The following is a 20,844-nucleotide window of genomic DNA, read 5'->3' as shown; positions in this document are numbered from 1 at the left end:
GAAGGGAAACCGCCTCCTCCGAACCCGCGGGGCCCGCCGCCACCGGACGGCGGGCCCCGCCCTTCTCCGATGGGTGCGGAAGACACCGATTCACGGCCCAATATGTGCTACGGCAACATGTGAATCACGTCACCTCTTCTCTAGCTTCGGTGGCACACCCCTATCCCGCCGTCCCCACCGCCGCCCGCAGGGTGGCGGGGACACCTGGAGGAGACATGCGCTACCCCCCCTTCGTGCCCCTCGTGACCGTCCTGAGCGCCGGCGCCCTCGTCCTCACCGCCTGCGGCAGCCCGGAGAGCGCCGCCGGGGGCGACGCGGACGGCCCGATCAGGATCGGCCTCGTCTACTCCGTCAGCGGCCCCCTGGCCACCTACGGCGAGCAGTACTACCAGGGCTTCGAAGCCGGACTGGAGTACGCCACCGGCGGCACGATGGAGATCGACGGCCGCCCCGTCGAGGTCACCACGCGCGACGACGCCGGAGACCCCACCAAGGCGGTGTCCGCGGCCCGCGAACTCATCGGCGAGGGCTACGACATCATCGCCGGGTCCACCGCCTCCGGGGTGGCGGTCCAGGTCGCGCCGATCGCCGAGCAGAACGACGTGCTGTTCATCTCCGGCCCGGCCGCCACCGACGCCATCACCGGCGTCAACGACCACACCTTCCGCTCCGGCCGCCAGACCTACCAGGACATCCTCGCCGCGGGCTCCTTCATGGACGACCCCGAGGGCAAGAAGGTCACGGTCTTCGCCCAGCAGAACGCCTTCGGCCAGGACAACGTCGACGCCGTCACCGCCGTCCTGGAAGCGGAGGGCGCCGAGGTGGACAGCGTCCTCGCGCCGCCCGACACCACCGACCTGACCCCCTTCGCCGAGCAGGTCCGCCAGGCCGAACCCGACCTGCTGTTCGTGGCGTGGGCCGGCGAGACCGCCTCCGCCATGTGGAAGTCCCTCAACCAGCAGGGCGTACTCGACGCCACCGAGGTCGTCACCGGCCTCGACATCAAGGCGTCCTACCCGGTGTTCGGCGAGGCCGAGGGCAAGATCTCCTTCCTGTCCCACTACTTCGACGGCGCCGCCGAGACCGAGGCCGCGCAGATGATGCAGGAGTTCGTCGAGGGCAACGGCGGCGAGGTGGACCTGTTCACGCCGGACGGCTTCACCGCCGCGCAGATGGTCGTGCACGCCGTCACCGAGGGCGACACCACCGAGGAGCGCATCAGGGCGCTGGAGGGCTGGACCTTCGAGGGGGTCAAGGGCACCCTGACCATCCGCGCCGAGGACCACGCGCTGCTCCAGCCGATGTACCAGGTGCGCCTGGTCGGCTCCGGCGCGGACGCCGTCCCCGAGCTGATCGCGGAGATCCCCGCCGCCGACGTCGAGCCCCCGGTCGCGGAGTGACGCGATGACCTCCCCCACCCCCTCCGCCACGGCCCCGCGCAACGGACGCGCCACGGCGCCGATGCTGGTCCTGGACGACCTGAGCTGGTCGGTCGGCGGCGCCGTCATCGTCGACGGCGTGTCCATGACGGTCGACGAGGGCGAGTTCCTCGCCGTCATCGGCCCCAACGGAGCCGGCAAGACCTCGCTGTTCAACCTGGTCTCCGGTCTGACCCGGCCCACCCGCGGCCGACTGGAGCTGGCCGGGACCGACATCACCCGGCTGCCGCCGCACCGGAGGGCCCGCCTGGGCCTGGGCCGCACCTTCCAGACCTCCAGCGTCTTCGCCGACCTGTCCGTCGGCGCGAACGTGGGGCTGGCGGTCCAGGCCCGGTCGGGGGAGTCGCGCCGCTTCTGGCGGCGCGCCGCCCCCGTCGGCGGCCCCGAGATCAGCCGGGTCCTGGACCTGGTGCGGCTGTCGCACCGCGCCGAGGCGCTCGCCGGGGACCTCTCCCACGGCGACAAGCGCAAGCTGGAACTCGCGCTGCTGCTGGCCCGCGAGCCCCGCGTCATCCTGCTCGACGAGCCCATGGCCGGGGTGAGCGCGGGCGAGATCGGCGAACTCGTCGAGGTCATCCGGACCGTGCACCGCGAACAGGGCTGCACGGTCCTCATGGTCGAACACCACATGGAGGTGCTGCTCGATATGGCCGACCGCCTGGCCGTCATGCACCACGGCGCGCTGCTGGCCCTGGCCGACCCCGACACCGCCATGGCCGACCCGCAGGTGCAGGCCGCCTACCTCGGGGACGCGCTGTGAGCGCCGCGCCCGCCGCACCGCTGCTGGACGTCGCCGACCTGCACGTGTGGATCGAGGGCTCGCACATCCTCCAGGGCGTGTCGTTCACCGTGGCCGACCACGGCGTCACGTCGCTCCTCGGCCGCAACGGCGTCGGCAAGACCACCACCGTCAAGGCGGTGCTGGGGCTGGTGCCGCGCACCGGCCGGACCGTCTTCGCGGGCCGCGACATCACCGCCGACCCCACGCACGCCATCGCCTCCCTCGGCATCGGCTACGTGCCGGAGGACCGGGGCGTGTTCGCGGGGCTCACCGTCGCCGAGAACCTGCGGCTGGCGGAGCGGCGCGGCCAGACGCCCCGCTACGAACTGGTCCACGACCTGTTCCCGGAGCTCGCCAAGCGGGCCGCGCAGCCCGCCGGGACCCTCTCCGGCGGCCAGCAGCAGATGCTCGCCATCGGCCGGGTGCTGCTCAACGAGAACCGGCTGCTCATCGTGGACGAACCCACCAAGGGCCTGGCGCCGCGCGTCGTGGCGGAGGTGGCCGACGCGGTCGCCCGCGTCGCCGAGGAGGTGCCGGTGCTGCTGGTGGAGCAGAACCTGGCGCTGGTGCGGCGGGTCGCGGGCCAGGCCGTCGTCGTGGACGCCGGCCGGGTCGTGCACACCGGGGCGGTCCTGGACCTGCTGGACGACGCCGAACGCACCCGGGAGCTGCTCGGCGTGTCCCGGACCTCCGCCCCCGCGACCCACCCGCAGGGAGGAACCGCATGAGTACCGTCGTCCTGCTCGTCGTGACCGGCCTGGGTCTCGGCGCGCTCTACTTCCTCATCGCCTCGGGCCTGTCCCTCATCTTCGGCCTGATGGACGTGCTGAACTTCGCGCACGGCGCGTTCCTGTCCATCGGCGCCTACGCCACCTGGTGGGCCAGCGGCCACCTGCCCGGCGCCGGCTCCGACGGGTTCGGCTTCCTGGTGTCGGTGGCGTTCGGCGTCGCCGCCGGAACCCTCGCCGCGACCCTGGTGGAGCTGGGGGTGATCCGTCCGCTGTACGGGCGGCACCGCGAACAGATCCTGGTCACGGTGGGACTCAGCCTGGCCGTGCCCGCGCTGATCCAGGCGGTCTGGGGCGCCGACCCGCTGACGTTCCCGCGTCCGGAGCTCGTCTCCGGCACCGTGTCCCTGCTGGGGGCGGCCATCCCCACCGACCGGTTCCTGCTCATCGCGGTCGCCGGACTCGTCCTCGCCGGCCTGCTGCTGTTCGGCTCCCGCACCCGCTACGGCCTCATCGTGCGCGCCGGCGTGGAGGACCGGGCCATGGTCACCGCGCTCGGCATCGACGTGCGCAGGTCCTTCACCCTGGTCTTCGCGATCGGCGGTGCGGCGGCGGCGCTCGCGGGCGCGCTCGGCGGCCTCTACTTCGGCGTGGTCACGCCGTTCCAGGGCACCTCGCTGCTGATCTTCGCGTTCATCGTGGTCGTGATCGGCGGCACCACGTCCACCGTGGGCTGCGCGGTCGCGTCGGTGGCGGTCGGCATGGTCCAGCAGTTCGCCAACTACTACACCGTCGCCGGGCTCGGCGACATCGCCGTGGTCATCGTGCTCGCCGCCGTGCTGCTGACACGGCAGGGCGGGCTGGCCGGAGCGACCGCCGGGAGGGTGGCATGAACGTCGACACCGAGCACGCGCCGCGGACGTCCGCGCCCGCGGCGGCGCAACCGATCGTGGACGTGCGGCGGACGCGCCGCGTCCCCGGCTGGGCGGCCCCGGCCGTGGTCGCGGTGCTGCTGCTGAGCCTGCCGTTCTCCACGCTGTCCCTGCCCGGACTGTTCGAGGGCACCCTGAACAGTCCCTCCACCCTGCACCTGCTCGCCACGTGCCTGGTGTTCGGCGGACTGGCCACCAGCTACGACCTGCTGTACGGACGGGTGGGCCTGCTGTCGTTCGGGCACGCCCTGTACTTCGCGGCGGGCGCCTACCTGGCGGCGCTGCTGATGTGGACGCTGGAGCTGCCGCTGCTGTGGTCGGCGCTGATCGCGGTCGTCTCCGGCACCGCGCTGGCCCTGGTGCTGGGCGCGATCTCGCTGCGCGTGTCCGGGATCGCGCTGGCCATGGTGACCCTGGCGTTCGCGCAGGCCGGGTCGATCCTGGTGATCCGCGACCCGGGACGGATGACCGGCGGCGAGGAGGGGCTGGCGCTCAACCCGGACACGGTGCCCGGCGCGTTCATCGGCGTGGTCAACACCGTCAACCTGTACTGGCTGGCCGTCGGGTACGTGGTCGTGGCGGTGGGCGTGGTGTGGTGGCTGGGCGCCACCCCGGTGGGCCGCGTCTGGCAGGGCATCCGCGCCAACGAGCAGCGGGTGTCGGTGCTGGGCGTCAACCCCTACCCGTACAAGCTGGCGGCGTTCACCGTCGCGGGCGCCCTGGCGTCCCTGGGCGGCGTGGTCTACCTGCTGGTGTCCGGCGGTGTCACCCCGGCCATCACCACCGCCGAGTTCACGCTGACCCTGCTGGTCATGGTGTCCCTGGGCGGTGCGGGCACCCGGTGGGGGCCGCTGCTGGGCGCGGTCGTCTACACCTACGTCGACCACCGGCTGCTGCAGCTGGCCGCCTCCGACGTGTTCGACACCCTGCCCGCGGTGGTGCGCGCGCCGCTGAGCCAGCCGCTGTTCATCCTCGGCACGCTCTTCGTGCTGCTGGTGTTCTTCTTCCCCGGCGGACTGACCGCCCTGCCGGGGCGGATCAGGGCCGCGCTGCGCGGTCGCGGCCGCGCGGCCGCGGCCTCCTGAGACCGGGTTCCGGCTCCTTCCGTCAGCTCCCTCACCTGTTCGGGGCCGGAACCCGCCGCCGTGCCCGGGCCCTCCCCCTGCCGGGGGCGGAGGGCCGGGGCCGGCCTGTGCTGTGCGACCGTCAACCGTTGAGGAGTCCTCTCGTGACCGGAACCGAATTCTCCGTGGCCGTGGCGGGCGGCGCGCTCACCGTCACCCGCTGGGGGGCCGCCGACGCGCTGCCCGTGCTGGCCCTGCACGGCATCACCGCCAACGGGCACTCGTTCGCGAGGGTCGCCGCCGAACTGCCCGACGGTCTGGCGCTGCTCGCCCCGGACCTGCGGGGCCGGGCCCGCAGCGCGCACCTTCCCGGCCCCTACGGGCTGGGCGCGCACGTCGCCGACCTGGTGGCGGTGCTGGACGCGGCGGGGGTGGACCGCACCGTCGTGGTGGGGCACTCCATGGGCGCGTTCGTGGCCTGCCTGGCCGCGGTGTGCCACCCCGACCGGGTGGCGGGCGTGGTGCTCGTCGACGGCGGGTTCGGGCTGCCCGCCCCGCCCGGCACCGACATCGAGGCGGTGATCGGACCGGCGATGGCCCGGCTGTCCATGACGTTCGCCGACCGGGACGACTACCGCGCCTTCTGGCAGCGGCATCCGGCGTTCGCGGGCCGGTGGAACACGTGGGCCGACGACTACGTGCAGCGCGACCTGGTGGGGGAGCCGCCCGAGATGCGGTCGAGCTGCGTGGCCGAGGCGGTGCGCGCCGACGGCGCCCAGGTGCTGGAGGACCCGGAGACGCTGGGGGCGATCCGGGCGCTGCCGTGCCCGGCGTGGCTGATGTGGACGGACCGCGGGCTCATGGACGAGCGCCCCGGCCTCTACACCCCGGAGCGGCTCGCCGCCCTGGACGGCAGCGGGGTGCACCTGGTGGCGCTGCCCGAGGACAACCACTACACCCCGCTGTTCTCGTCAACCGCCGCCACGGTCGCCGCCCAGGTCCACGCCGCCGTCCAGCAGACCGTGCAGGCGTAGCGCCAGCTGGATCTCCAGGGCGCGGCCGGGTTCCTGCCAGTCCGCGCCGATGAGCTGGGAGATCCGCTCCAGCCGCTGGGAGACGGTGTTGACGTGGACGTGCAGCGCGTCCTTGGCGCGCGACAGGTTGCCGCCCGCCGCGAAGTACGCGCGCAGCGTCTCCACCAGCACCGTCTTCCGTTTGGCGTCGTACTCCAGCAGCGGCCCCAGGGTCGCGGTGACGAAGCCGTCGACGTCGCGGTCGTCACCGAGCAGCAGACCGAGGAAGCCCAGGTCGCCGGGGGCGGCGACCTCGCCGTCGCGGCCCAGCGCCCGCAGGGTCTGCAGGCAGCGCAGCGCCTCGGTGAAGGCGGAGCGGAACCCGGGCAGCGTCTCGGCCGGTCCGGCGACCCCCACGGTCACCGCGCCGTTGGCGGCCGTCGTCAGGTCCGCGGCGATGCGGCGGCCGACCGGGGTGGGTTCGGTGCCGGGCAGCACCAGCACGACCCGGCCGCCGCGGGTTCCGGCGAGTCCGCCGGCGACCTCGGCGATGTGCATGGCGGCCAACCGCAGCCGTCCCGGGTCGGCGCCCGGCGACTCGGCGACCGCGACCACGTGCGGGACGTCGAGGTCCGCGCCGAGGCGGGCGGCGCGCTGCCGCAGCGACTCGGGGTCGCGGCCGGGGGTGTCCAGCAGTTCGTCGAGCAGGTCGCCGCGCACCCGGTGCTCGGCCTCGGTGGCGGAGCGGCGGATCAGCAGCAGCAGCGCGGTGACCACGGCGGCGCGTTCCAGGATGCGCTGGCCGGTGGTGTCCAGTTCCACGCCGCGCAGTTCGAGGGTGCCGAGCAGTTCACTGCCCGCGGCAGCGGCGGCCACCCACGTGTCGCCGACCCGGGCGGTGCGGCCGCTGTGCAGGGCGGTGCGCACCGCCTCGGCCGTCTCCGGGTCCTCGCAGCCCGGGGGCGTGCCCGTGGAGTTGAGGTCGTGGATACGCACCCGGCCGCCGAGGACGTCGCCGACGGCGGCGGCCACGTCCTCGATGCCGCCGCCGCGCAGCACCAGGTCGGTGAGCCGGTCGTGGGCCTCCGCGGCGCGCTCCACCGACGCGGTGTGCTCCTGCAGCCGCTGGTTGACGGTGTTCAGTTCGGCCAGCGCCCGGCGGGTGTCGTCGATCAGGTTGGCGTTGTCGATCGCGATGGCCGCGTGGGTGGCCAGGGAGCTGAGCAGCGCCACCTCGGCGTGGGAGAACGGCCGTTCCCGCCGGTTCGCGGCGAACAGCACGCCGATGACCTGGCCGTTGAGCTGGAGGGGCACGCCGAGGATCGCGACGAGCCCCTCCTCGCGCACGCCCGAGTCGATCTGCTCGGTGTGCTGGAAGCGGGAGTCGGCGAAGTAGTTGGCGGTGACGTAGGGCAGGGAGGTCTGGGCGACCAGCCCGCCCAGGCCCTCGCCGTGCCCCAGCCGCAGCCGCTGGAAGCGGGCCGACACCGACCCGGACGTCACCCGCATGTAGGTGTCGCCGCGTTCCGGGTCGCTGAGCGTCAGGTAGGCGACGTCGGTGTTGAGCAGGTTGCGGGCGCGGTCCACGATGGCGCGCAGCATCTGGTCGAGGCTGCGCATGCCGGTCAGGTCGTTGGCGGTCTCGAACAGGGCGGTCAGTTCGGACTCGCGGCGCTGCAGGTCGCGCAGCACGGTGCGGACCCGCAGCGCCAGCAGTTTGGCGCGTTCCAGCCGGGCCAGGAGTTCGGCGTCGTCGCCGCGGGCGCGGGCCTCCAGCAGGGGCCGCTCGTACTCGACCGAGGGGGCGTCGCGCAGCAGCAACTCCAGGAAGACCGACTGGGCCTGGGCGGCCCAGGGGTCGTCCTCCGGGGGGACGTCGGTGTCGTTCAGCTCGCGCTCCATGCTCCGTCGACGGTCAGGGAGGCGCCGTTGACGAAGGACGCCTCGGGACAGCACAGGTAGGCCACCATCTCGGCGACCTCCGCGGGTTCGATGAGCCGCTTGATCGGGCTGCGGGCCAGCAGCACCTTCTCCACGACCTCCTCGGCGGGCACGCCGTGGGCGCGGGACTGGTCGGCGATCTGCTTCTCCACCAGGGGGGTGCGCACGTACCCGGGGTTGACGCAGTTGGAGGTGACCCCGTGCGGGGCTCCTTCCAGTGCGACGACCTTGGAGAAGCCCTCCAGGCCGTGTTTGGCGGCCACGTAGGCGGACTTGTAGGCGGAGGCCCGCAGCCCGTGCACGGAGGAGATGTTGACGATCCGGCCCCAGCCGCCGGCGTACATGTGCGGCAGCGCGGCCCGCACGATCCGGAACGGCGACTCCAGCATGAGTCTCAGGATCAGGGAGAAGCGCTCCGGGGGGAAGTCCTGGACGGGGCTGACCGTCTGCACCCCGGCGTTGTTGACCACGATGTCGACGCCGCGCGCCACGTCCTCGGCCGCGTCCAGGTCGGTCAGGTCCACGGGGCAGGGTTCGCCCACGCCGCGTTCGGCCAGCTCGTCCAGTGCGGCCCGGTCGAGGTCGGCGAGGCGGACGGTGGCGCCGGCGGCGGACAGGCGGACGGCGCAGGCCCGGCCGATCCCGCTCGCCGCTCCGGTCACCAGGGCGGTCCTGCCCGTGAGGTCCACGTCAACGGACGTCCCGGCCGCGGCGGGGGCGCCGGGGGGCGCGGCCGTGTCGGAACGGATGTCATGCGTCGTCATGGGCCTCAATCTAGGTTTCCCGAGGCTGGTCGCTGATATGGCCGACCACCACAGGAAAGAGCTTTTCTGTGTGGTTCCCCGCCATGTGGCCCACCGCTGTGTGGTTTTCCCACGCGTCGCGTCCCGCGGATCACCACTCCGAGCACATGTTATGCAGATCACATCACTCGTAGTCTTCGAGCACCGGTGTTCGGCCGAACCCGTTTCCCCACAGGGTCTCTCGACCGGAGGCACCATGCTGCACCTGACCCGACGGATACCCGCCCGGGTACTGGCGGCGCTGACCGCCGTACTCGGACTGTGCGCGGCGGTGATCGGCGCCGCCGCGCTGGCCCCCCGCGCGGAGGCCGCGACGCTGACCCAGGTGTCCGCGTTCGGCTCCAACCCGGGCAACCTGAACATGTACGTCTACGTTCCCGCCACGCTCCCCGACGACGCGCCGCTGGTGGTGCTGCTGCACGGCTGCTCCCAGGACGCCGCGACCTACCACCGGCACGCGGGCTGGGCGTCCTACGCCGACAGCCTCGGCCTGGCCCTGGTCTACGCGGAGCAGAAGCGGGCCAACCACGGCTCCGCCTGCTTCCACTGGTTCCAGAGCAGCGACACGGCCCGCGGCTCGGGGGAGGCGCTGTCCATCCGGAACATGGTCGACCACGCGGTCCGGACCTACGGCCTGGACGAGGACCGCGTCTACGTCTCCGGCCTGTCCGCGGGCGGCGCGATGGCCTCGGAGATGCTGTCGGCCTACCCGGACGTGTTCGCCGCGGGCAGCATCGTCGCCGGACTGCCCACCGGCTGCGCCACCAGCCTGCTCGACGCCTCGATGTGCATGAACCCCGGCCGGGACCGCACCCCCGAGCAGTGGGGCGACCTGGTGCGGGCCAAGAACCCGGGCTGGACCGGGCCGTGGCCGCGGGTGGCGATCTGGCACGGCACCACGGACTACGTGGTGACCTCCGTCAACGCGCGGGAGTCCCGCGACCAGTGGACCAACGTGTGGGGCCTGGGCCAGACCCCGACGGAGACCGCGTCGCTCGGTTCGAACACCACCGTCGAGTTCTACCGGACCGACTCCGGCGTGGACGCGGTGGCGCGCTACCTGGTCTCCGGCATGGGGCACGGCACCCCGGTGGACCCGGGGACCGGCGAGGGGCAGTGCGGCACCGCCGGCGCCTACTTCCTCGACACGATCTGCTCCACGTACCACACGATCCAGTTCTGGGGCCTGGACGAGCCGCCGCACCCCTCCCCGTCGCCGACCGCCACCCCGACGGCAAGCCCGTCGCCGACCACTCCGCCGCCCGCGGGTGAGTGCGTCACCTCGAACAACTACCAGCACGTGGCGGAGGGCCGCGCCTACGTCAGCTACGGCTCCGCCTACAGCGTGGGCGGCGACGACCTGCTGGGCCTGTGGAACATCTACGTCACCTCCTCGGTGCAGGAGACCTCTCCCGGCCACTGGGAACGCGTGACCGGCTGTTGAGCCGCGCACCGGTACGCGGGCGGGGCGGCCGACTCCCGTGGGGTCGGCCGCCCCGCGGTGTGCGCCGCCCCTCCGGGAAACCGCCACGGAAAACACAGGAATGATCGCCGAGAGTTTTCCCCACCCCCGGTGAGCGGCTTTCGGACGGGTCGACTAGGCTTCTTTGCAGGGCGTCCCCGCACGGCGCCCAGGAATTCCCTGGCTTTATCCTCGAAAAAGCAGACTGCGGGAACTCCTCCAGCATTCCCCAATATTGTGATTCATATCTCAGAATTCCACGTGCAACCCCTGTGACGTGGGCAGTTACTAGAGGAAAGACGCACGGCCAGGAGTACGGAACAGGCCGGGGAACCCATTGCCCCACCCTCCGAATGGTCTAGTCCAGAAGCGCGGCAGAGGTCTAGTCCAAGGTCTATGCCAACTGGTCGGAATAAGGGTTTGTCGTCCATCATTTGGACCAACCCCTGAGGAGGAGGAATCGTGACTACTGCGGTCCACGGAAATAACGTGGCTCCGACCAGCCATCAGGAGTTGGTCGACTGGGTGCGCGAGATCGCGGAGCTGACGCAGCCGGACGAGGTGGTCTGGTGCGACGGCTCGGACGCCGAGTGGGAGCGACTCACCTCCCAGCTTGTCGAGCAGGGAACGCTGATCCGGCTCAACGAGGAGCTCCGTCCCAACAGCTTCTACTGCCGCTCCGACCCCAGTGACGTCGCCCGGGTGGAGGACCGCACGTTCATCTGCTCGGAGCGCGAGGAGGACGCCGGCCCCACCAACAACTGGGTCGCCCCCGACGAGATGCGCGCCACCCTCAAGGACGTCTTCACCGGCTGCATGCGGGGCCGCACCATGTACGTGGTGCCGTTCTGCATGGGCCCCCTCGGCGGCAACATCTCCCAGCTGGGCGTGGAGATCACCGACTCCGCCTACGTCGCGGTGTCGATGCGCATCATGACCCGCATGGGCGCCCCCGCACTGCGCCTGATCGAGGAGCGCGGCACCTTCGTCAAGGCCGTCCACTCCGTGGGCGCCCCCCTGGAGCCCGGCCAGCAGGACGTGCCCTGGCCGTGCAACTCCACCAAGTACATCACCCACTTCCCGGAGACCCGGGAGATCTGGTCCTACGGCTCCGGCTACGGCGGCAACGCGCTGCTCGGCAAGAAGTGCTACGCGCTGCGCATCGCCTCGGTGATGGCGCGCGACGAGGGCTGGCTGGCCGAGCACATGCTCATCATCAAGGTCACCCCGCCCTCCGGGGAGCCCCGCTACATCGCCGCGGCCTTCCCCAGCGCCTGCGGCAAGACCAACCTCGCCATGCTCCAGCCGACCATCCCCGGCTGGAAGGTCGAGACGATCGGCGACGACATCGCGTGGATGCGCTTCGGCGAGGACGGCCGCCTCTACGCCATCAACCCGGAGTACGGCTTCTTCGGCGTCGCCCCCGGCACCGGCGAGTCCACCAACGCCAACGCGATCAAGGCGCTGTGGGGCAACAGCATCTTCACCAACGTGGCGCTGACCGACGACGGCGACGTGTGGTGGGAGGGCCTCACCGACGAGCCGCCCGCGCACCTCACCGACTGGCGGGGCCGCGACTGGACGCCGGACTCCGACGAGCCCGCCGCGCACCCCAACGCCCGCTTCACCACCCCCGCCTCCCAGGCGCCCACCATCGCGCCCGAGTGGGAGGACCCCAACGGCGTGCCGATCTCGGTGATCATGTTCGGCGGCCGCCGCGCCTCCGCGGTGCCCCTGGTCGTCGAGGCGTTCGACTGGCAGCACGGCGTCTACCTGGGCGCGAACGTGGCCTCCGAGCGCACCGCCGCCGCCGAGGGCAAGGTCGGCGAACTGCGCCGCGACCCCTTCGCGATGCTGCCGTTCTGCGGCTACAACATGGGCGACTACTTCGGCCACTGGCTGAAGATCGGCAAGCAGGCCGACCCGGAGAAGCTGCCCCGGATCTACTACGTGAACTGGTTCCGCAAGAACGCCGAGGGCAAGTTCGTCTGGCCGGGCTTCGGCGAGAACAGCCGCGTGCTGAAGTGGATCATCGAGCGGCTGGACGGCACGGCGGAGGCCGAGGACACCCCGATCGGCCGGGTCCCCGCCCCGGGCGCGCTCGACACCGAGGGCCTGGACCTGCCCGCCGAGGACCTGGAGCTGCTGCGGTCGGTGGACCGGGAGGTCTGGCGGCAGGAGGCCGACCTGGTCCCCGAGTTCTTCAAGTCCTTCGGTGAGCGCCTGCCCGACGAACTGTGGGAGGAGTACGAGGCGCTGCGCCAGCGGCTCGGCTGACCCCGTCAGCCGTGACGTCGACGGCCTCCCCGTGGTTTCGAACCCGTCGGCGTCGCGGTGAAGAAGACACCGGCCCCCTCCCGCGCTGCCGGGAGGGGGCCGGTGTCGTCGGCGGAGGGTGTGGGATTTGAACCCACGAGGCCGGGGCTACCGACCTAACGCTTTTCAAGAGCGTCGCACTCGGCCGCTATGCGAACCCTCCAGGGACCACGAGTCCTCCAAGCGATGGTAACCCACCGGGGGCGAAGACGCGCGACCGCATGATCAGCGGTGATCTCGGCACCGTGGCGGCGTGCTCTTCCTCTGGTGTCGACTGGTGGGTGCACGTGGTCCGGCGGACGGCTGTGGGCCGGGGAAGGTCCGGGCTTGACCTGCGGCGGCCATGTCCCCAGGGCCATCGGCCACGCCGATTCTGGCTCTGGGGGCATGGTCGCCGTGTTTTGCGGGGGTTAGGTGGTGTGGTTGGGCGGGTTGGTGGTCCAGGTGAGGTGGAAGTAGACGCCGTGCTGCCAGGGGGCCAGGGTGCCCCAGGTGGTGGCGAGCTGGTCGACCAGCAGCAGGCCGCGGCCGTGCTCGGCGAACGGGTCGGTGGGCGCGGCGATGTGTGGGAAGGTCTGCCATTGGCGTGGGATGCGGGTGTGGACCTCGGTGCGTAGCCCGTAGGCATCCACGGTGAGGTGGACGGTGAAGGTTTCACCGGGGTCGCCGGAGCGGGTGTGGCGCAGCGCGTTGGTGGCCAGCTCGGAGGTGAGCAGTGCGGCCCGGTCCACCACCTCGTCGGGGGCGGTGGCCTCGGGGCAGGCGTGCAGCACGCCGGTGACGAACCTTCGGGCGGCGGCCACGCTGGCGGGCAGGCCGGGCAGGGTGGTGAAGGCCACGGTCACCGAGCCGCCTCCCCACGAGACGGACCACTCCAGGGGCGGGTGCGCCGGTACAGGGCGACCGCCGACAGGGCTGCGCCGAGCAGGCTGTCGAGGTTGGCCAGCGCGGTCACCGTGGTGGACACGTCGTGGATCGGCAGGATGAGCCGGTCGGTGCCCAGCACCACGGCCAGGCCCTGGTCGTGGTCTTCGACGCGGGCACGCCCGTCGGCCAGCAGCGCCACCTGATCAGGGGTGAGGGTGTAGTCGGCCATCACCGGCCCCCGTGCGGGTGGCTGTCCAGGTAGGTGCGCACACGCCCGCGGGCTTGTTGGCCGTAGTAGCCGCGCACGGGGTCGGGGTGTTCGTAGGTGGCCAGGATGTGGTCGAGCAGGTCCACGTCGTCCACCGCCACCGTGCTGCCGGTCACCCGGTTGCGCGCCACATACGGGCAGGGGGAGCCGTGGGTGTAGGTGATCTCCCACAGTGCGGAGTACCGGCGCGCACACGCGGCGAACACCGGGTAGTTCGGGATGCGGGGCGGGAGGGCCCGCGCCTGCCGAGGCGGCGGCGCGGCATGCCGCGGCCGGTGCACCACCGGCCGACGCCGGGGCGGTCGCGGGGGCGGGCTGGCGAGCTCGGCCAGCAGGACCAGGGGCAGTAACAACCAGAACAGCAGGACGCGCACGAAACCTCCCAGAAGCGAGAGCCGCTGGACAAGGGCGGCAGCGGATGATGAGCACTACCATCTTGTGATCGAAAATTTCGAATCGCAAGTCTTATGACAAGATTCTTGAGACGAATATCCTGATCAGAAAGTCACGAATGTCCAGATCAGACCCCTCGGCGATACCATCTCCTCGACGCGAGAGGGGAGAGGACCACATGCACAAGGCACCACAGGTCCGACGTGAGCTGTCAGTGCAGATGCGCGCCCGCCGTCTCGCAGCAGGCATGACCATCAGCCAGGTAGCGGAAGCACTGGAGTGGTCCGAGACGAAAATCTCGAATGTGGAAACCGGCCGCACCAAACATCCGGCCGTGTCCGACATCGGGTTGATGCTCGGCCTCTACGGAGTCACCGGCCCCGAACGCGACGCCATCCTCGACCTGGCCCGCAAGTCTCGCCGCCGCGACTGGTGGGCTGACTACGACGATGTGCTCACCGGCGCCTACGCCTCGTTGGAGTCTGGGGCCTCCAGCGTGCGCAGCTATGAACCCGCCTATATTCCCGGCCTGCTGCAAACCACCGACTACATGGCCGCAATCTCCCAGGCCACACTCATCCGCGACCCCGCCGCGATCGACCGCATGGTGGAGGCACGGACGAAGCGGCAGGAAATCCTGGAACGCCCCGACGCGCCCGACGTGTGGGCGATCATCGGACAGCACGCCCTGGAACTGCTGATCGCCCACGATCGGGAGTTGGCACATCACCAGATCGAGCATCTGCTGAACATGGCCGACCGGCCGAACATCACCATCCAGGTTCTCCCGACCTCGGCGGGCTTCCACCCCGGTATGGGAGGTGCCTTCACGATCCTCGGCTATGCCTCCAGCAGCGAGGGCATCGTCTTCATCGAGGCCGACGTTGACGGTCTGTACCTGGTCAAGGACGAAGAGCTGGAACGCTACCGCAAGTACCACGACCGGTTGGTCGCCAAGGCGCTCGACCCCGATGACGTCTCCGGCTACCTACGGGGACTGATCACCTGAAAGGAGACCCCGCGATGGGCTCGCCCGAGCTGAAGTTCCGCAAGTCCTCCTACTCCAACCCACAGAACTGCGTCGAGGTCGCCACCATCCCCGAGAGACCCGCCGCTGCGGTGCGTGACTCCCAGAACCCCCACCTCGGCCACCTGGTCATCCCCGGCCGGGAGTGGGCCGCGTTCCTGGACGCGGTACGCAACAGCGAACTGTAGGACCACAGCGAAAAGGCCCCGACGGAATCCCGTCAGGGCCTTGCTCATATCGCCGCCGAGCCCACCCGCTCCAGGGGACCCGAACAGATCGCCAGCCCGGCACCGACCACGATGATCTTGACGCGAATGGGCGTGAAACCGCAGATCATGGCCCTTTTCTGTCAAGATCATGCCGGTTCAGCGCGGGAAGACCTCGAAGGTGACCGCCGGACGCCCGCCGAAGGAGGCGGCGTTCGCGGACAGCATCTCGTCGAGGAAGGACCGCGCGTAGGTCTCCGGGTCCTCGTCGGTGAGGCCCTCGATGTAGGCACGGTGCTCCAGCAGGGAGCGGACCGCGCGTTCGTAGCCCGCGGTGGCGTCCACGGCGTGGGTGGGCCTCGGGGAGGCCGCGACCGCCACCCAGCGCACTCCGTCCCACGGTTGCAGGCCCTGCTCGACGAGCTCCGGGAAGATCCACCGGTTGCCCGCGTCGGCGGCGGCGTCCAGCGTGGCCCGGCCCACGGCCTTGTGGTCGGGGGTGTTCCAGAAGGTGTCGCCGAAGGTGTCGCGGTGGTTGAGGGTGACGACGAGTTCGGGGCGGTGCCGCCGGATCGCCGCGGCGATGTCGCGGCGCAGCGCCGGACCGTACTCGATGACGCCGTCGCGGTGGTCGAGGAACTCGACGGTGGTGACGCCGACCACGGCGGCGCTGGCGATCTGCTCCCGTTCCCGCAGCGGGGCCGCCTCGGCCGGACTGATGCCGTCGATCCCCGCCTCGCCCCGGGTGGCCAGCAGGTAGGCGACCTCCTTGCCTGCGTCGGTCCAGGCGGCGATGGCCGCGGCGGCCCCGTACTCCAGGTCGTCGGGGTGGGCGACGACGGCGAGGGCGCGCTGCCAGTCCTCGGGCATGGGAGCGAGCTGCTCGGTCACGTGCCTCTCCTGTCCGTTGGTTCGGATGGGTCTTCGATGATTCCAGGGAACACGGGAATCCGCGCGGTGCGGAGTACCCAGACGACTTACCCGCCAGTAATATCTGCGGCCATGACCATCAGTGACGCTGATTTCGCGAAGTCGTCCATTCTCGCGGCGATGCCGTTCGCCCGCGCCCTGCGCCTGGAGTTCGTGGAGTTGACGGGCGAACGGGCCGCGATGCGCCTGCCCGACAACCCCGACCACCACAACCACGCCCGGAGCCAGCAGGCCGGGGCGCTGCTGGCGCTGGCCGAGACCGTCTCGGGCGCGGCGGTGTTCAACGCCCTCGGCGACCGCCTCAGGCTCGCCCTGCCGCTCTCGGTGCGCGCCGAACTCGACCACCGCCAGCCCTTCGAGGGGCCGGTGCTCGCCGAGGCGGTGCTGGGGGAGGAGTGGACCCGGGCCGTCGCCGAACTGGAGGCGGGCGGCCGACCGGAGTTCCCGGTGGAGGTGGCGCTGCGCGCCGAGGACGACACGGCCGCCGGCACCGCGACCGTGGTGTGGACCCTGCAGCCGTACCGCTGACCGCCGCGCGGGACTTCTGGCAGTCCCGCGGGGCGCCACCTGCTGGACCAGCCGTGAAACCGTCCCCGGCCGTGCGTGGCCGACTGGTCCACACCAGAAGCTTCATCTCCTCGGAAGGGGCCGGCGTCCGTCAGGAGCCCGTCCACGTCCAAAGGCTGAGAAACACTCGGATGCGCTGATCGGTCCCCCCGACAAGCAGCACTTTCCGGTGTTTCCCCACTGGCGGCTCCGAACGGAGCGAGTCAGGAACGGGACGTTTTGCCAACCGTTGCTGGAATGCCGGTAGGCACGCACGTTTTCGTGGACGAGACCGAGAACCGCGGCTACCTCGTAGCCGCGGCCGTCATTCTTCCTCCCCATGTGACCGTCGCACGCCGGACGGTCGACAGCCTGTGCCGCTCCGGCCAACGGCGCGTCCATGTCACCGGGGAGAACAACGCCCGCCGATGGCCGATCAGCGCAGCGATGACCGGTCCCAGGGCGCGTGGAGATCGACGACGCCTCCGACCGCCATCTTCGGGAAGCCCGCACACGCTGCCTGGATGCCACCACCGAGGCCTGGCGGGGGGTGGCAGGGGCATCTGGTTCTGGAGCGCGATGACTCGGTCCTGAACCACGACAAGCGTGGCCGCGCGAGCGTGTGCGCAAATTCGGTGCTACCGAACTGGAGTACGTGTTCCTACGCGCCCACGAGGAGTGCCTGCTGGACGTCCCCGTTGCCGTCGCCCTGCTCTGGGCCAAAGGAGGCTCCTGGCGCTCAGCCGTGGAATCTACGGTTGACCAGCCCCACCGGCTCTGAAACCCCGAACACGCGAAAGGCGGCCCACCAACCGTCCGGATGGCTGCCGCCTTCACTTCATCGGAGCTAGTGCCCCGTGCAGTGCCGATACTGCGGCTCCGTGTGGGCTGGGTGCCCCCTCCTTCCGACAGCGGGTTGCGAAAGCAGGTGCGACCCCCTGGCCGTGGTGTGGACCCTGCGGCCGTACCGCTGACCGCCGCGCGGGAAACCGGTCGGAGCGGGGTGAGCTGCGGGAACCCGGCTGCGAAGCCGGTCCGCACGCTGCGGGCGGCCTCCCGGGGAATGTCGTACCCGCCGGGTAGGGTCCTCCCCGACTCCGGAACTCCGGACGGACAGGGAGGCCCCAGTGAGATTCCGAGCTGACCGCGACGCCTTCGCGGACGCCATCACCTGGACGGCGCGGGCGCTGCCCGCACGCCCGGCCGTCCCCGTTCTCGCGGGGATGCGCCTGGACATCGCCGACGCCGCCGACACCCTGCACCTGTCCGGGTTCGACTACGAGGTCTCCGCCCGCGCCTCCGTGGACGTGCAGGTGGAGGAGGCGGGCAGTGTCCTGGTGTCGGGCCGGCTGCTCGCCGAGATCGTCCGCAACCTGCCGCCGCACCCGGTGGAGCTGCGTGTGGAGGGGTCGCGTGCCCTCCTCACCTGCGGCAGTACCAGGTTCACCCTGCTCACCCTGCCGCTGGAGGACTACCCGAGCCTGCCGCCCATGCCGCGCACCACCGGTTCGGCGCCCGCCGACGTGTTCGCCACGGCGGTGCGCCAGGTGCTGCCGTCGACCAGCCGCGACGACACGCTGCCCATGCTCACCGGCGTGCACCTCACCTTCCGGGGCGACACGATCCTGCTGGCCGCCACCGACCGCTACCGCATCGCGGTGCGGGAGATGTGGTGGAAGCCGGAGCAGGCCGACATCGACGCCTCCGCCCTGGTGCCGGCCCGCACCCTCGGCGAATTCGGCCGGGCGCTGGCGGGCGGCAACGTCGACATCGCGCTGTCCGCGGTCGGCGACTCCGCGGGCGAGGGCATGATCGGCTTCGAGCACGCCGGGAAGCGCACCACCACCCGCCTCATCGACAGCGACTTCATCAAGTACGAGTCGCGTTTCCCCACCGACTTCGCGGCCCGCGCCGAGGTTCCGGTGGCGTCCCTGGTCGACTCGGTGAAACGGGTGGCCCTGGTCGCGGACCGCAGCACCCCGGTGCGGTTCTCCTTCAGCTCCTCCGAGGTGGTCCTGGAGGCGGGTTCCGGCGAGGACGCGCAGGCCGTGGAGGCGCTGGACGCGAAGTTCGAGGGCGAACCGATGCGCATCGCGTTCAACCCGCAGTACCTCCTCGACGGCCTGACCGGCGTGCAGTCGGAGAACGCGCTGCTCAGTTTCGTGGCCCCCACCAAACCGGCGGTCATCACCGGTGTCCCGAGCGCGGAGGGGGAGCGGCCGGACTTCCGGTACCTGGTGATGCCGCTGCGGGTGTCGTAGGGGAGGCCGGACCGCCGTCCGACGCCCCGGGACCGCGACCGCGGGGCGCAGCGACACAGGGGCGCAAACAGGGGGTGGTACCCGACCGCCGGAACCCCGGTTGGAAGACTGGTCGCAACACGATTCGGGCGGGGCTCCCTGCGTTCGACGCCCACCGGCTCGGCGCTGTTCCCGCACACTTCCGAGCGACCAGGAGAGACAAGTCATGGCCAAGGCCCCAGTCAACGTCACTGTCACCGGCGCGGCCGGACAGATCGGCTACGCGCTGCTGTTCCGGATCGCCTCGGGCCAGCTCCTCGGCGCGGACACTCCCGTCAAGCTGCGGCTGCTGGAGATTCCGCAGGCGGTCAAGGCGGCTGAGGGCACCGCGATGGAGCTCGACGACTGCGCGTTCCCGCTGCTCGCCGGGATCGACATCTTCGACGACGCCCGCAAGGCCTTCGACGGTGTGAACGTGGCCCTGCTGGTCGGCGCCCGCCCCCGCACCAAGGGGATGGAGCGCGGCGACCTGCTGGAGGCCAACGGCGGCATCTTCGGCCCGCAGGGTGAGGCCATCAACGCGGGCGCCGCCGACGACGTACGCGTCCTCGTCGTGGGCAACCCCGCCAACACCAACGCGCTGATCGCGCAGGCGCACGCCCCGGACGTCCCCGCCGAGCGGTTCACCGCGATGACCCGCCTCGACCACAACCGTGCGCTGTCGCAGCTCGCGGCCAAGCTGAACGTCACGGTCAGCGACATCAAGAAGATGACGATCTGGGGCAACCACTCCGCCACCCAGTACCCGGACATCTTCCACGCCGAGGTGAACGGCCGCAACGCCGCCGAGGCCGTCAACGACGAGGCGTGGCTGCGCGACACGTTCATCCCGACCGTCGCCAAGCGCGGCGCGGCGATCATCGAGGCCCGCGGTGCCTCGTCGGCCGCGTCGGCCGCCAACGCCGCGATCGACCACGTCTACGACTGGGTGAACGGCACCCCCGAGGGCGACTGGACCTCGGTGGCGCTGCCCTCCGACGGTTCCTACGGCGTGCCGGAGGGGCTGATCTCGTCGTTCCCGGCGGTGTCCCGCAACGGCTCCTGGCAGATCGTCCAGGGCCTGGAGATCAACGAGTTCTCCCGGGAGCGCATCGACGCCTCCGTGCGGGAGCTGGAGGAGGAGCGCGACGCCGTCCGCAAGCTGGGCCTGATCAAGTAGTCGGGGTTCCCGCCGGACAGGTTGTCCACAGTTTGTGGACAACCTGTCCGAAAAGCAGTCCCGGACAGGGTCGGAGGGCTGGTCAGTCGGGCCAGCCCTCCACGCTTTCCACAGGGTCGTCCACAAGCAGGCGCAGTTCGTAGTGGACGGGTTCGTAGCGCAGCATCCGGTAGGACAGCGGCATCGCCCAGCGCTGCGTCATGGGGGTGCGGCGGCTCAGCAGCCGTGCCGCCTGCCGGGCCTCGCCGTCGTCGAGTGGTCGGACCCGGCCGCGCACCGGAGCACCGGTGGGCTCGCCACGGAATGTGCATGTGCGCAGGTCAACGAGGGGGTATGCGGCCATTCTCGCGGCCGTGCTGGAATTTTTACCGACCCGGAAGAGCAGTCGGTCGCCGTCCAGGACGATGCTCACCGGAGTGTGCACCGGCGTCATACCGTCGTCCAGGTAGGTGGTGAGCAGTGCGATACGGGAGTTTCGGAATTCTCGGAGAAGCGCGGTCCTGGGCATCCTCTCCCCCTCCTGAGCAGGCGCGTCGTCGGTGTCCTCCTTCCCGGTTCGGGGGATCGCCACCGTGGGCCGCTCCGTTGCGGACCAAGTTATCCACAGATTTCCACAGGTTTATCCACAGCCTTTGGGAAACTGGGGATAACCGTTTCCGGCCCCGTGGA

Annotated in this window: 20 protein-coding genes and 1 tRNA gene; 13 read left to right on the top strand and 8 right to left on the bottom strand. The window is 71.0% G+C overall.

Annotation, left to right across the window (positions count from 1 at the left end; all coding sequences use genetic code 11):
* Positions 1-215 precede the first annotated feature (215 nt).
* The 6 genes from FOF52_RS17895 (at position 216) to FOF52_RS17870 (ending at position 5,978) form a co-directional block, all read left to right on the top strand.
* Positions 216-1,400, top strand: coding sequence for a substrate-binding domain-containing protein (locus FOF52_RS17895; RefSeq protein WP_248591067.1), 1,185 nt, complete (start codon positions 216-218; stop codon positions 1,398-1,400).
* 4 nt (positions 1,401-1,404) lie between these two features.
* The gene (locus tag FOF52_RS17890; RefSeq protein ID WP_248591066.1) at positions 1,405-2,199 is read left to right on the top strand and encodes an ABC transporter ATP-binding protein; all 795 of its coding nucleotides are present in this window, start codon (positions 1,405-1,407) and stop codon (positions 2,197-2,199) included.
* Positions 2,196-2,948 (top strand): ABC transporter ATP-binding protein, encoded by a 753-nt coding sequence (locus tag FOF52_RS17885; RefSeq protein ID WP_248591065.1) that lies wholly within the window; start codon positions 2,196-2,198, stop codon positions 2,946-2,948. The genes FOF52_RS17890 and FOF52_RS17885 overlap by 4 nt, the downstream gene beginning before the upstream one ends.
* Positions 2,945-3,841: a branched-chain amino acid ABC transporter permease gene (locus FOF52_RS17880; RefSeq protein WP_248591064.1), complete on the top strand. Its 897-nt coding sequence runs from the start codon at positions 2,945-2,947 to the stop codon at positions 3,839-3,841. The genes FOF52_RS17885 and FOF52_RS17880 overlap by 4 nt, the downstream gene beginning before the upstream one ends.
* Positions 3,838-4,965: a branched-chain amino acid ABC transporter permease gene (locus FOF52_RS17875; protein ID WP_248591063.1), complete on the top strand. Its 1,128-nt coding sequence runs from the start codon at positions 3,838-3,840 to the stop codon at positions 4,963-4,965. Before FOF52_RS17880 ends, FOF52_RS17875 begins: the two co-directional genes overlap by 4 nt.
* Positions 4,966-5,108: 143 nt before the next feature.
* The gene (locus tag FOF52_RS17870; RefSeq protein ID WP_248591062.1) at positions 5,109-5,978 is read left to right on the top strand and encodes an alpha/beta hydrolase; all 870 of its coding nucleotides are present in this window, start codon (positions 5,109-5,111) and stop codon (positions 5,976-5,978) included.
* Here the strand turns inward: FOF52_RS17870 and FOF52_RS17865 are convergent.
* On the bottom strand, positions 5,916-7,859 hold the full coding sequence (locus tag FOF52_RS17865) for a helix-turn-helix domain-containing protein (RefSeq protein WP_248591061.1): 1,944 nt from the start codon (positions 7,857-7,859) through the stop codon (positions 5,916-5,918). The two genes, FOF52_RS17870 and FOF52_RS17865, sit on opposite strands and share 63 nt — an antisense overlap.
* Positions 7,844-8,662, bottom strand: a complete 819-nt coding sequence (locus FOF52_RS17860; protein WP_282573664.1) for a 3-hydroxybutyrate dehydrogenase — start codon at positions 8,660-8,662, stop codon at positions 7,844-7,846. Before FOF52_RS17860 ends, FOF52_RS17865 begins: the two co-directional genes overlap by 16 nt.
* 235 nt (positions 8,663-8,897) lie before the next feature.
* Here FOF52_RS17860 and FOF52_RS17855 point away from each other — a divergent pair, with 235 nt between their 5' ends.
* Together FOF52_RS17855 and FOF52_RS17850 are read left to right on the top strand one after the other, a co-directional pair.
* Positions 8,898-10,145: an extracellular catalytic domain type 1 short-chain-length polyhydroxyalkanoate depolymerase gene (locus tag FOF52_RS17855; protein ID WP_248591060.1), complete on the top strand. Its 1,248-nt coding sequence runs from the start codon at positions 8,898-8,900 to the stop codon at positions 10,143-10,145.
* Between the two features lie 480 nt (positions 10,146-10,625).
* Positions 10,626-12,440: a phosphoenolpyruvate carboxykinase (GTP) gene (locus FOF52_RS17850; protein WP_248591059.1), complete on the top strand. Its 1,815-nt coding sequence runs from the start codon at positions 10,626-10,628 to the stop codon at positions 12,438-12,440.
* Positions 12,441-12,552: 112 nt separating this feature from the next.
* Here the strand turns inward: FOF52_RS17850 and FOF52_RS17845 are convergent.
* The 4 genes from FOF52_RS17845 to FOF52_RS17830 form a co-directional block, all read right to left on the bottom strand.
* Positions 12,553-12,642 (bottom strand) — tRNA-Ser (locus FOF52_RS17845).
* 247 nt (positions 12,643-12,889) lie between these two features.
* Positions 12,890-13,324 (bottom strand): ATP-binding protein, encoded by a 435-nt coding sequence (locus FOF52_RS17840; protein WP_248591058.1) that lies wholly within the window; start codon positions 13,322-13,324, stop codon positions 12,890-12,892.
* Positions 13,321-13,575: a hypothetical protein gene (locus FOF52_RS17835; protein WP_068754044.1), complete on the bottom strand. Its 255-nt coding sequence runs from the start codon at positions 13,573-13,575 to the stop codon at positions 13,321-13,323. Before FOF52_RS17835 ends, FOF52_RS17840 begins: the two co-directional genes overlap by 4 nt.
* Positions 13,575-13,988 carry a hypothetical protein gene (locus FOF52_RS17830; protein WP_248591057.1) on the bottom strand — a complete coding sequence of 138 codons (414 nt, stop codon included), beginning with the start codon at positions 13,986-13,988 and terminating at the stop codon, positions 13,575-13,577. The genes FOF52_RS17835 and FOF52_RS17830 overlap by 1 nt, the downstream gene beginning before the upstream one ends.
* Positions 13,989-14,185: 197 nt before the next feature.
* Here FOF52_RS17830 and FOF52_RS17825 point away from each other — a divergent pair, with 197 nt between their 5' ends.
* Both FOF52_RS17825 and FOF52_RS17820 read left to right on the top strand, forming a co-directional pair.
* Positions 14,186-15,016: a helix-turn-helix domain-containing protein gene (locus tag FOF52_RS17825; protein ID WP_083947938.1), complete on the top strand. Its 831-nt coding sequence runs from the start codon at positions 14,186-14,188 to the stop codon at positions 15,014-15,016.
* 14 nt (positions 15,017-15,030) lie between these two features.
* The gene (locus FOF52_RS17820) at positions 15,031-15,222 is read left to right on the top strand and encodes a DUF397 domain-containing protein (protein WP_068754048.1); all 192 of its coding nucleotides are present in this window, start codon (positions 15,031-15,033) and stop codon (positions 15,220-15,222) included.
* Positions 15,223-15,399: 177 nt separating this feature from the next.
* Here the strand turns inward: FOF52_RS17820 and FOF52_RS17815 are convergent, their stop codons facing one another.
* Positions 15,400-16,131 (bottom strand): PIG-L deacetylase family protein, encoded by a 732-nt coding sequence (locus FOF52_RS17815; protein ID WP_068754050.1) that lies wholly within the window; start codon positions 16,129-16,131, stop codon positions 15,400-15,402.
* A gap of 111 nt (positions 16,132-16,242) precedes the next feature.
* Here FOF52_RS17815 and FOF52_RS17810 point away from each other — a divergent pair, with 111 nt between their 5' ends.
* The 3 genes from FOF52_RS17810 to FOF52_RS17800 all read left to right on the top strand — a co-directional run bounded on the left by FOF52_RS17810 (position 16,243) and on the right by FOF52_RS17800 (position 20,175).
* A complete protein-coding gene (locus tag FOF52_RS17810) occupies positions 16,243-16,698 on the top strand; it encodes a DUF4442 domain-containing protein (RefSeq protein WP_248591056.1) in 456 nt (151 codons plus the stop codon).
* Positions 16,699-17,843: 1,145 nt separating this feature from the next.
* Positions 17,844-18,977 carry a DNA polymerase III subunit beta gene (gene dnaN, locus FOF52_RS17805; protein ID WP_248591055.1) on the top strand — a complete coding sequence of 378 codons (1,134 nt, stop codon included), beginning with the start codon at positions 17,844-17,846 and terminating at the stop codon, positions 18,975-18,977.
* A 205-nt stretch (positions 18,978-19,182) separates the two neighbouring features.
* Complete coding sequence (locus FOF52_RS17800) at positions 19,183-20,175, top strand: malate dehydrogenase (protein ID WP_248591054.1); 993 nt, start codon at positions 19,183-19,185, stop codon at positions 20,173-20,175.
* An 82-nt stretch (positions 20,176-20,257) separates the two neighbouring features.
* Here FOF52_RS17800 and FOF52_RS17795 read toward each other — a convergent pair whose 3' ends face one another.
* Positions 20,258-20,746 (bottom strand): PPOX class F420-dependent oxidoreductase, encoded by a 489-nt coding sequence (locus tag FOF52_RS17795; RefSeq protein WP_248591053.1) that lies wholly within the window; start codon positions 20,744-20,746, stop codon positions 20,258-20,260.
* Positions 20,747-20,844 lie beyond the last annotated feature (98 nt).

The organism is Thermobifida alba (assembly GCF_023208015.1).
Taxonomy (GTDB): Bacteria; Actinomycetota; Actinomycetes; order Streptosporangiales; family Streptosporangiaceae; genus Thermobifida; species Thermobifida alba.
Note: the sequence above shows the minus strand (reverse complement) of the source record. Positions and strands in the feature narration are given on the sequence as shown.

What these genes read in the sequence shown, in the direction of transcription:
- FOF52_RS17895 (WP_248591067.1), top strand. Translation starts at nt 216, where the DNA reads ATGCGCTACCCCCCCTTCGTGCCCCTCGTGACCGTCCTGAGCGCCGGC.
- FOF52_RS17810 (WP_248591056.1), top strand. Translation starts at nt 16,243, where the DNA reads ATGACCATCAGTGACGCTGATTTCGCGAAGTCGTCCATTCTCGCGGCG.
- FOF52_RS17820 (WP_068754048.1), top strand. Translation starts at nt 15,031, where the DNA reads ATGGGCTCGCCCGAGCTGAAGTTCCGCAAGTCCTCCTACTCCAACCCA.
- FOF52_RS17860 (WP_282573664.1), bottom strand. Translation starts at nt 8,662, where the DNA reads ATGACGACGCATGACATCCGTTCCGACACGGCCGCGCCCCCCGGCGCC.
- FOF52_RS17880 (WP_248591064.1), top strand. Translation starts at nt 2,945, where the DNA reads ATGAGTACCGTCGTCCTGCTCGTCGTGACCGGCCTGGGTCTCGGCGCG.
- FOF52_RS17855 (WP_248591060.1), top strand. Translation starts at nt 8,898, where the DNA reads ATGCTGCACCTGACCCGACGGATACCCGCCCGGGTACTGGCGGCGCTG.
- FOF52_RS17875 (WP_248591063.1), top strand. Translation starts at nt 3,838, where the DNA reads ATGAACGTCGACACCGAGCACGCGCCGCGGACGTCCGCGCCCGCGGCG.
- FOF52_RS17890 (WP_248591066.1), top strand. Translation starts at nt 1,405, where the DNA reads ATGACCTCCCCCACCCCCTCCGCCACGGCCCCGCGCAACGGACGCGCC.
- FOF52_RS17835 (WP_068754044.1), bottom strand. Translation starts at nt 13,575, where the DNA reads ATGGCCGACTACACCCTCACCCCTGATCAGGTGGCGCTGCTGGCCGAC.
- FOF52_RS17800 (WP_248591054.1), top strand. Translation starts at nt 19,183, where the DNA reads ATGGCCAAGGCCCCAGTCAACGTCACTGTCACCGGCGCGGCCGGACAG.
- FOF52_RS17825 (WP_083947938.1), top strand. Translation starts at nt 14,186, where the DNA reads ATGCACAAGGCACCACAGGTCCGACGTGAGCTGTCAGTGCAGATGCGC.
- FOF52_RS17865 (WP_248591061.1), bottom strand. Translation starts at nt 7,859, where the DNA reads ATGGAGCGCGAGCTGAACGACACCGACGTCCCCCCGGAGGACGACCCC.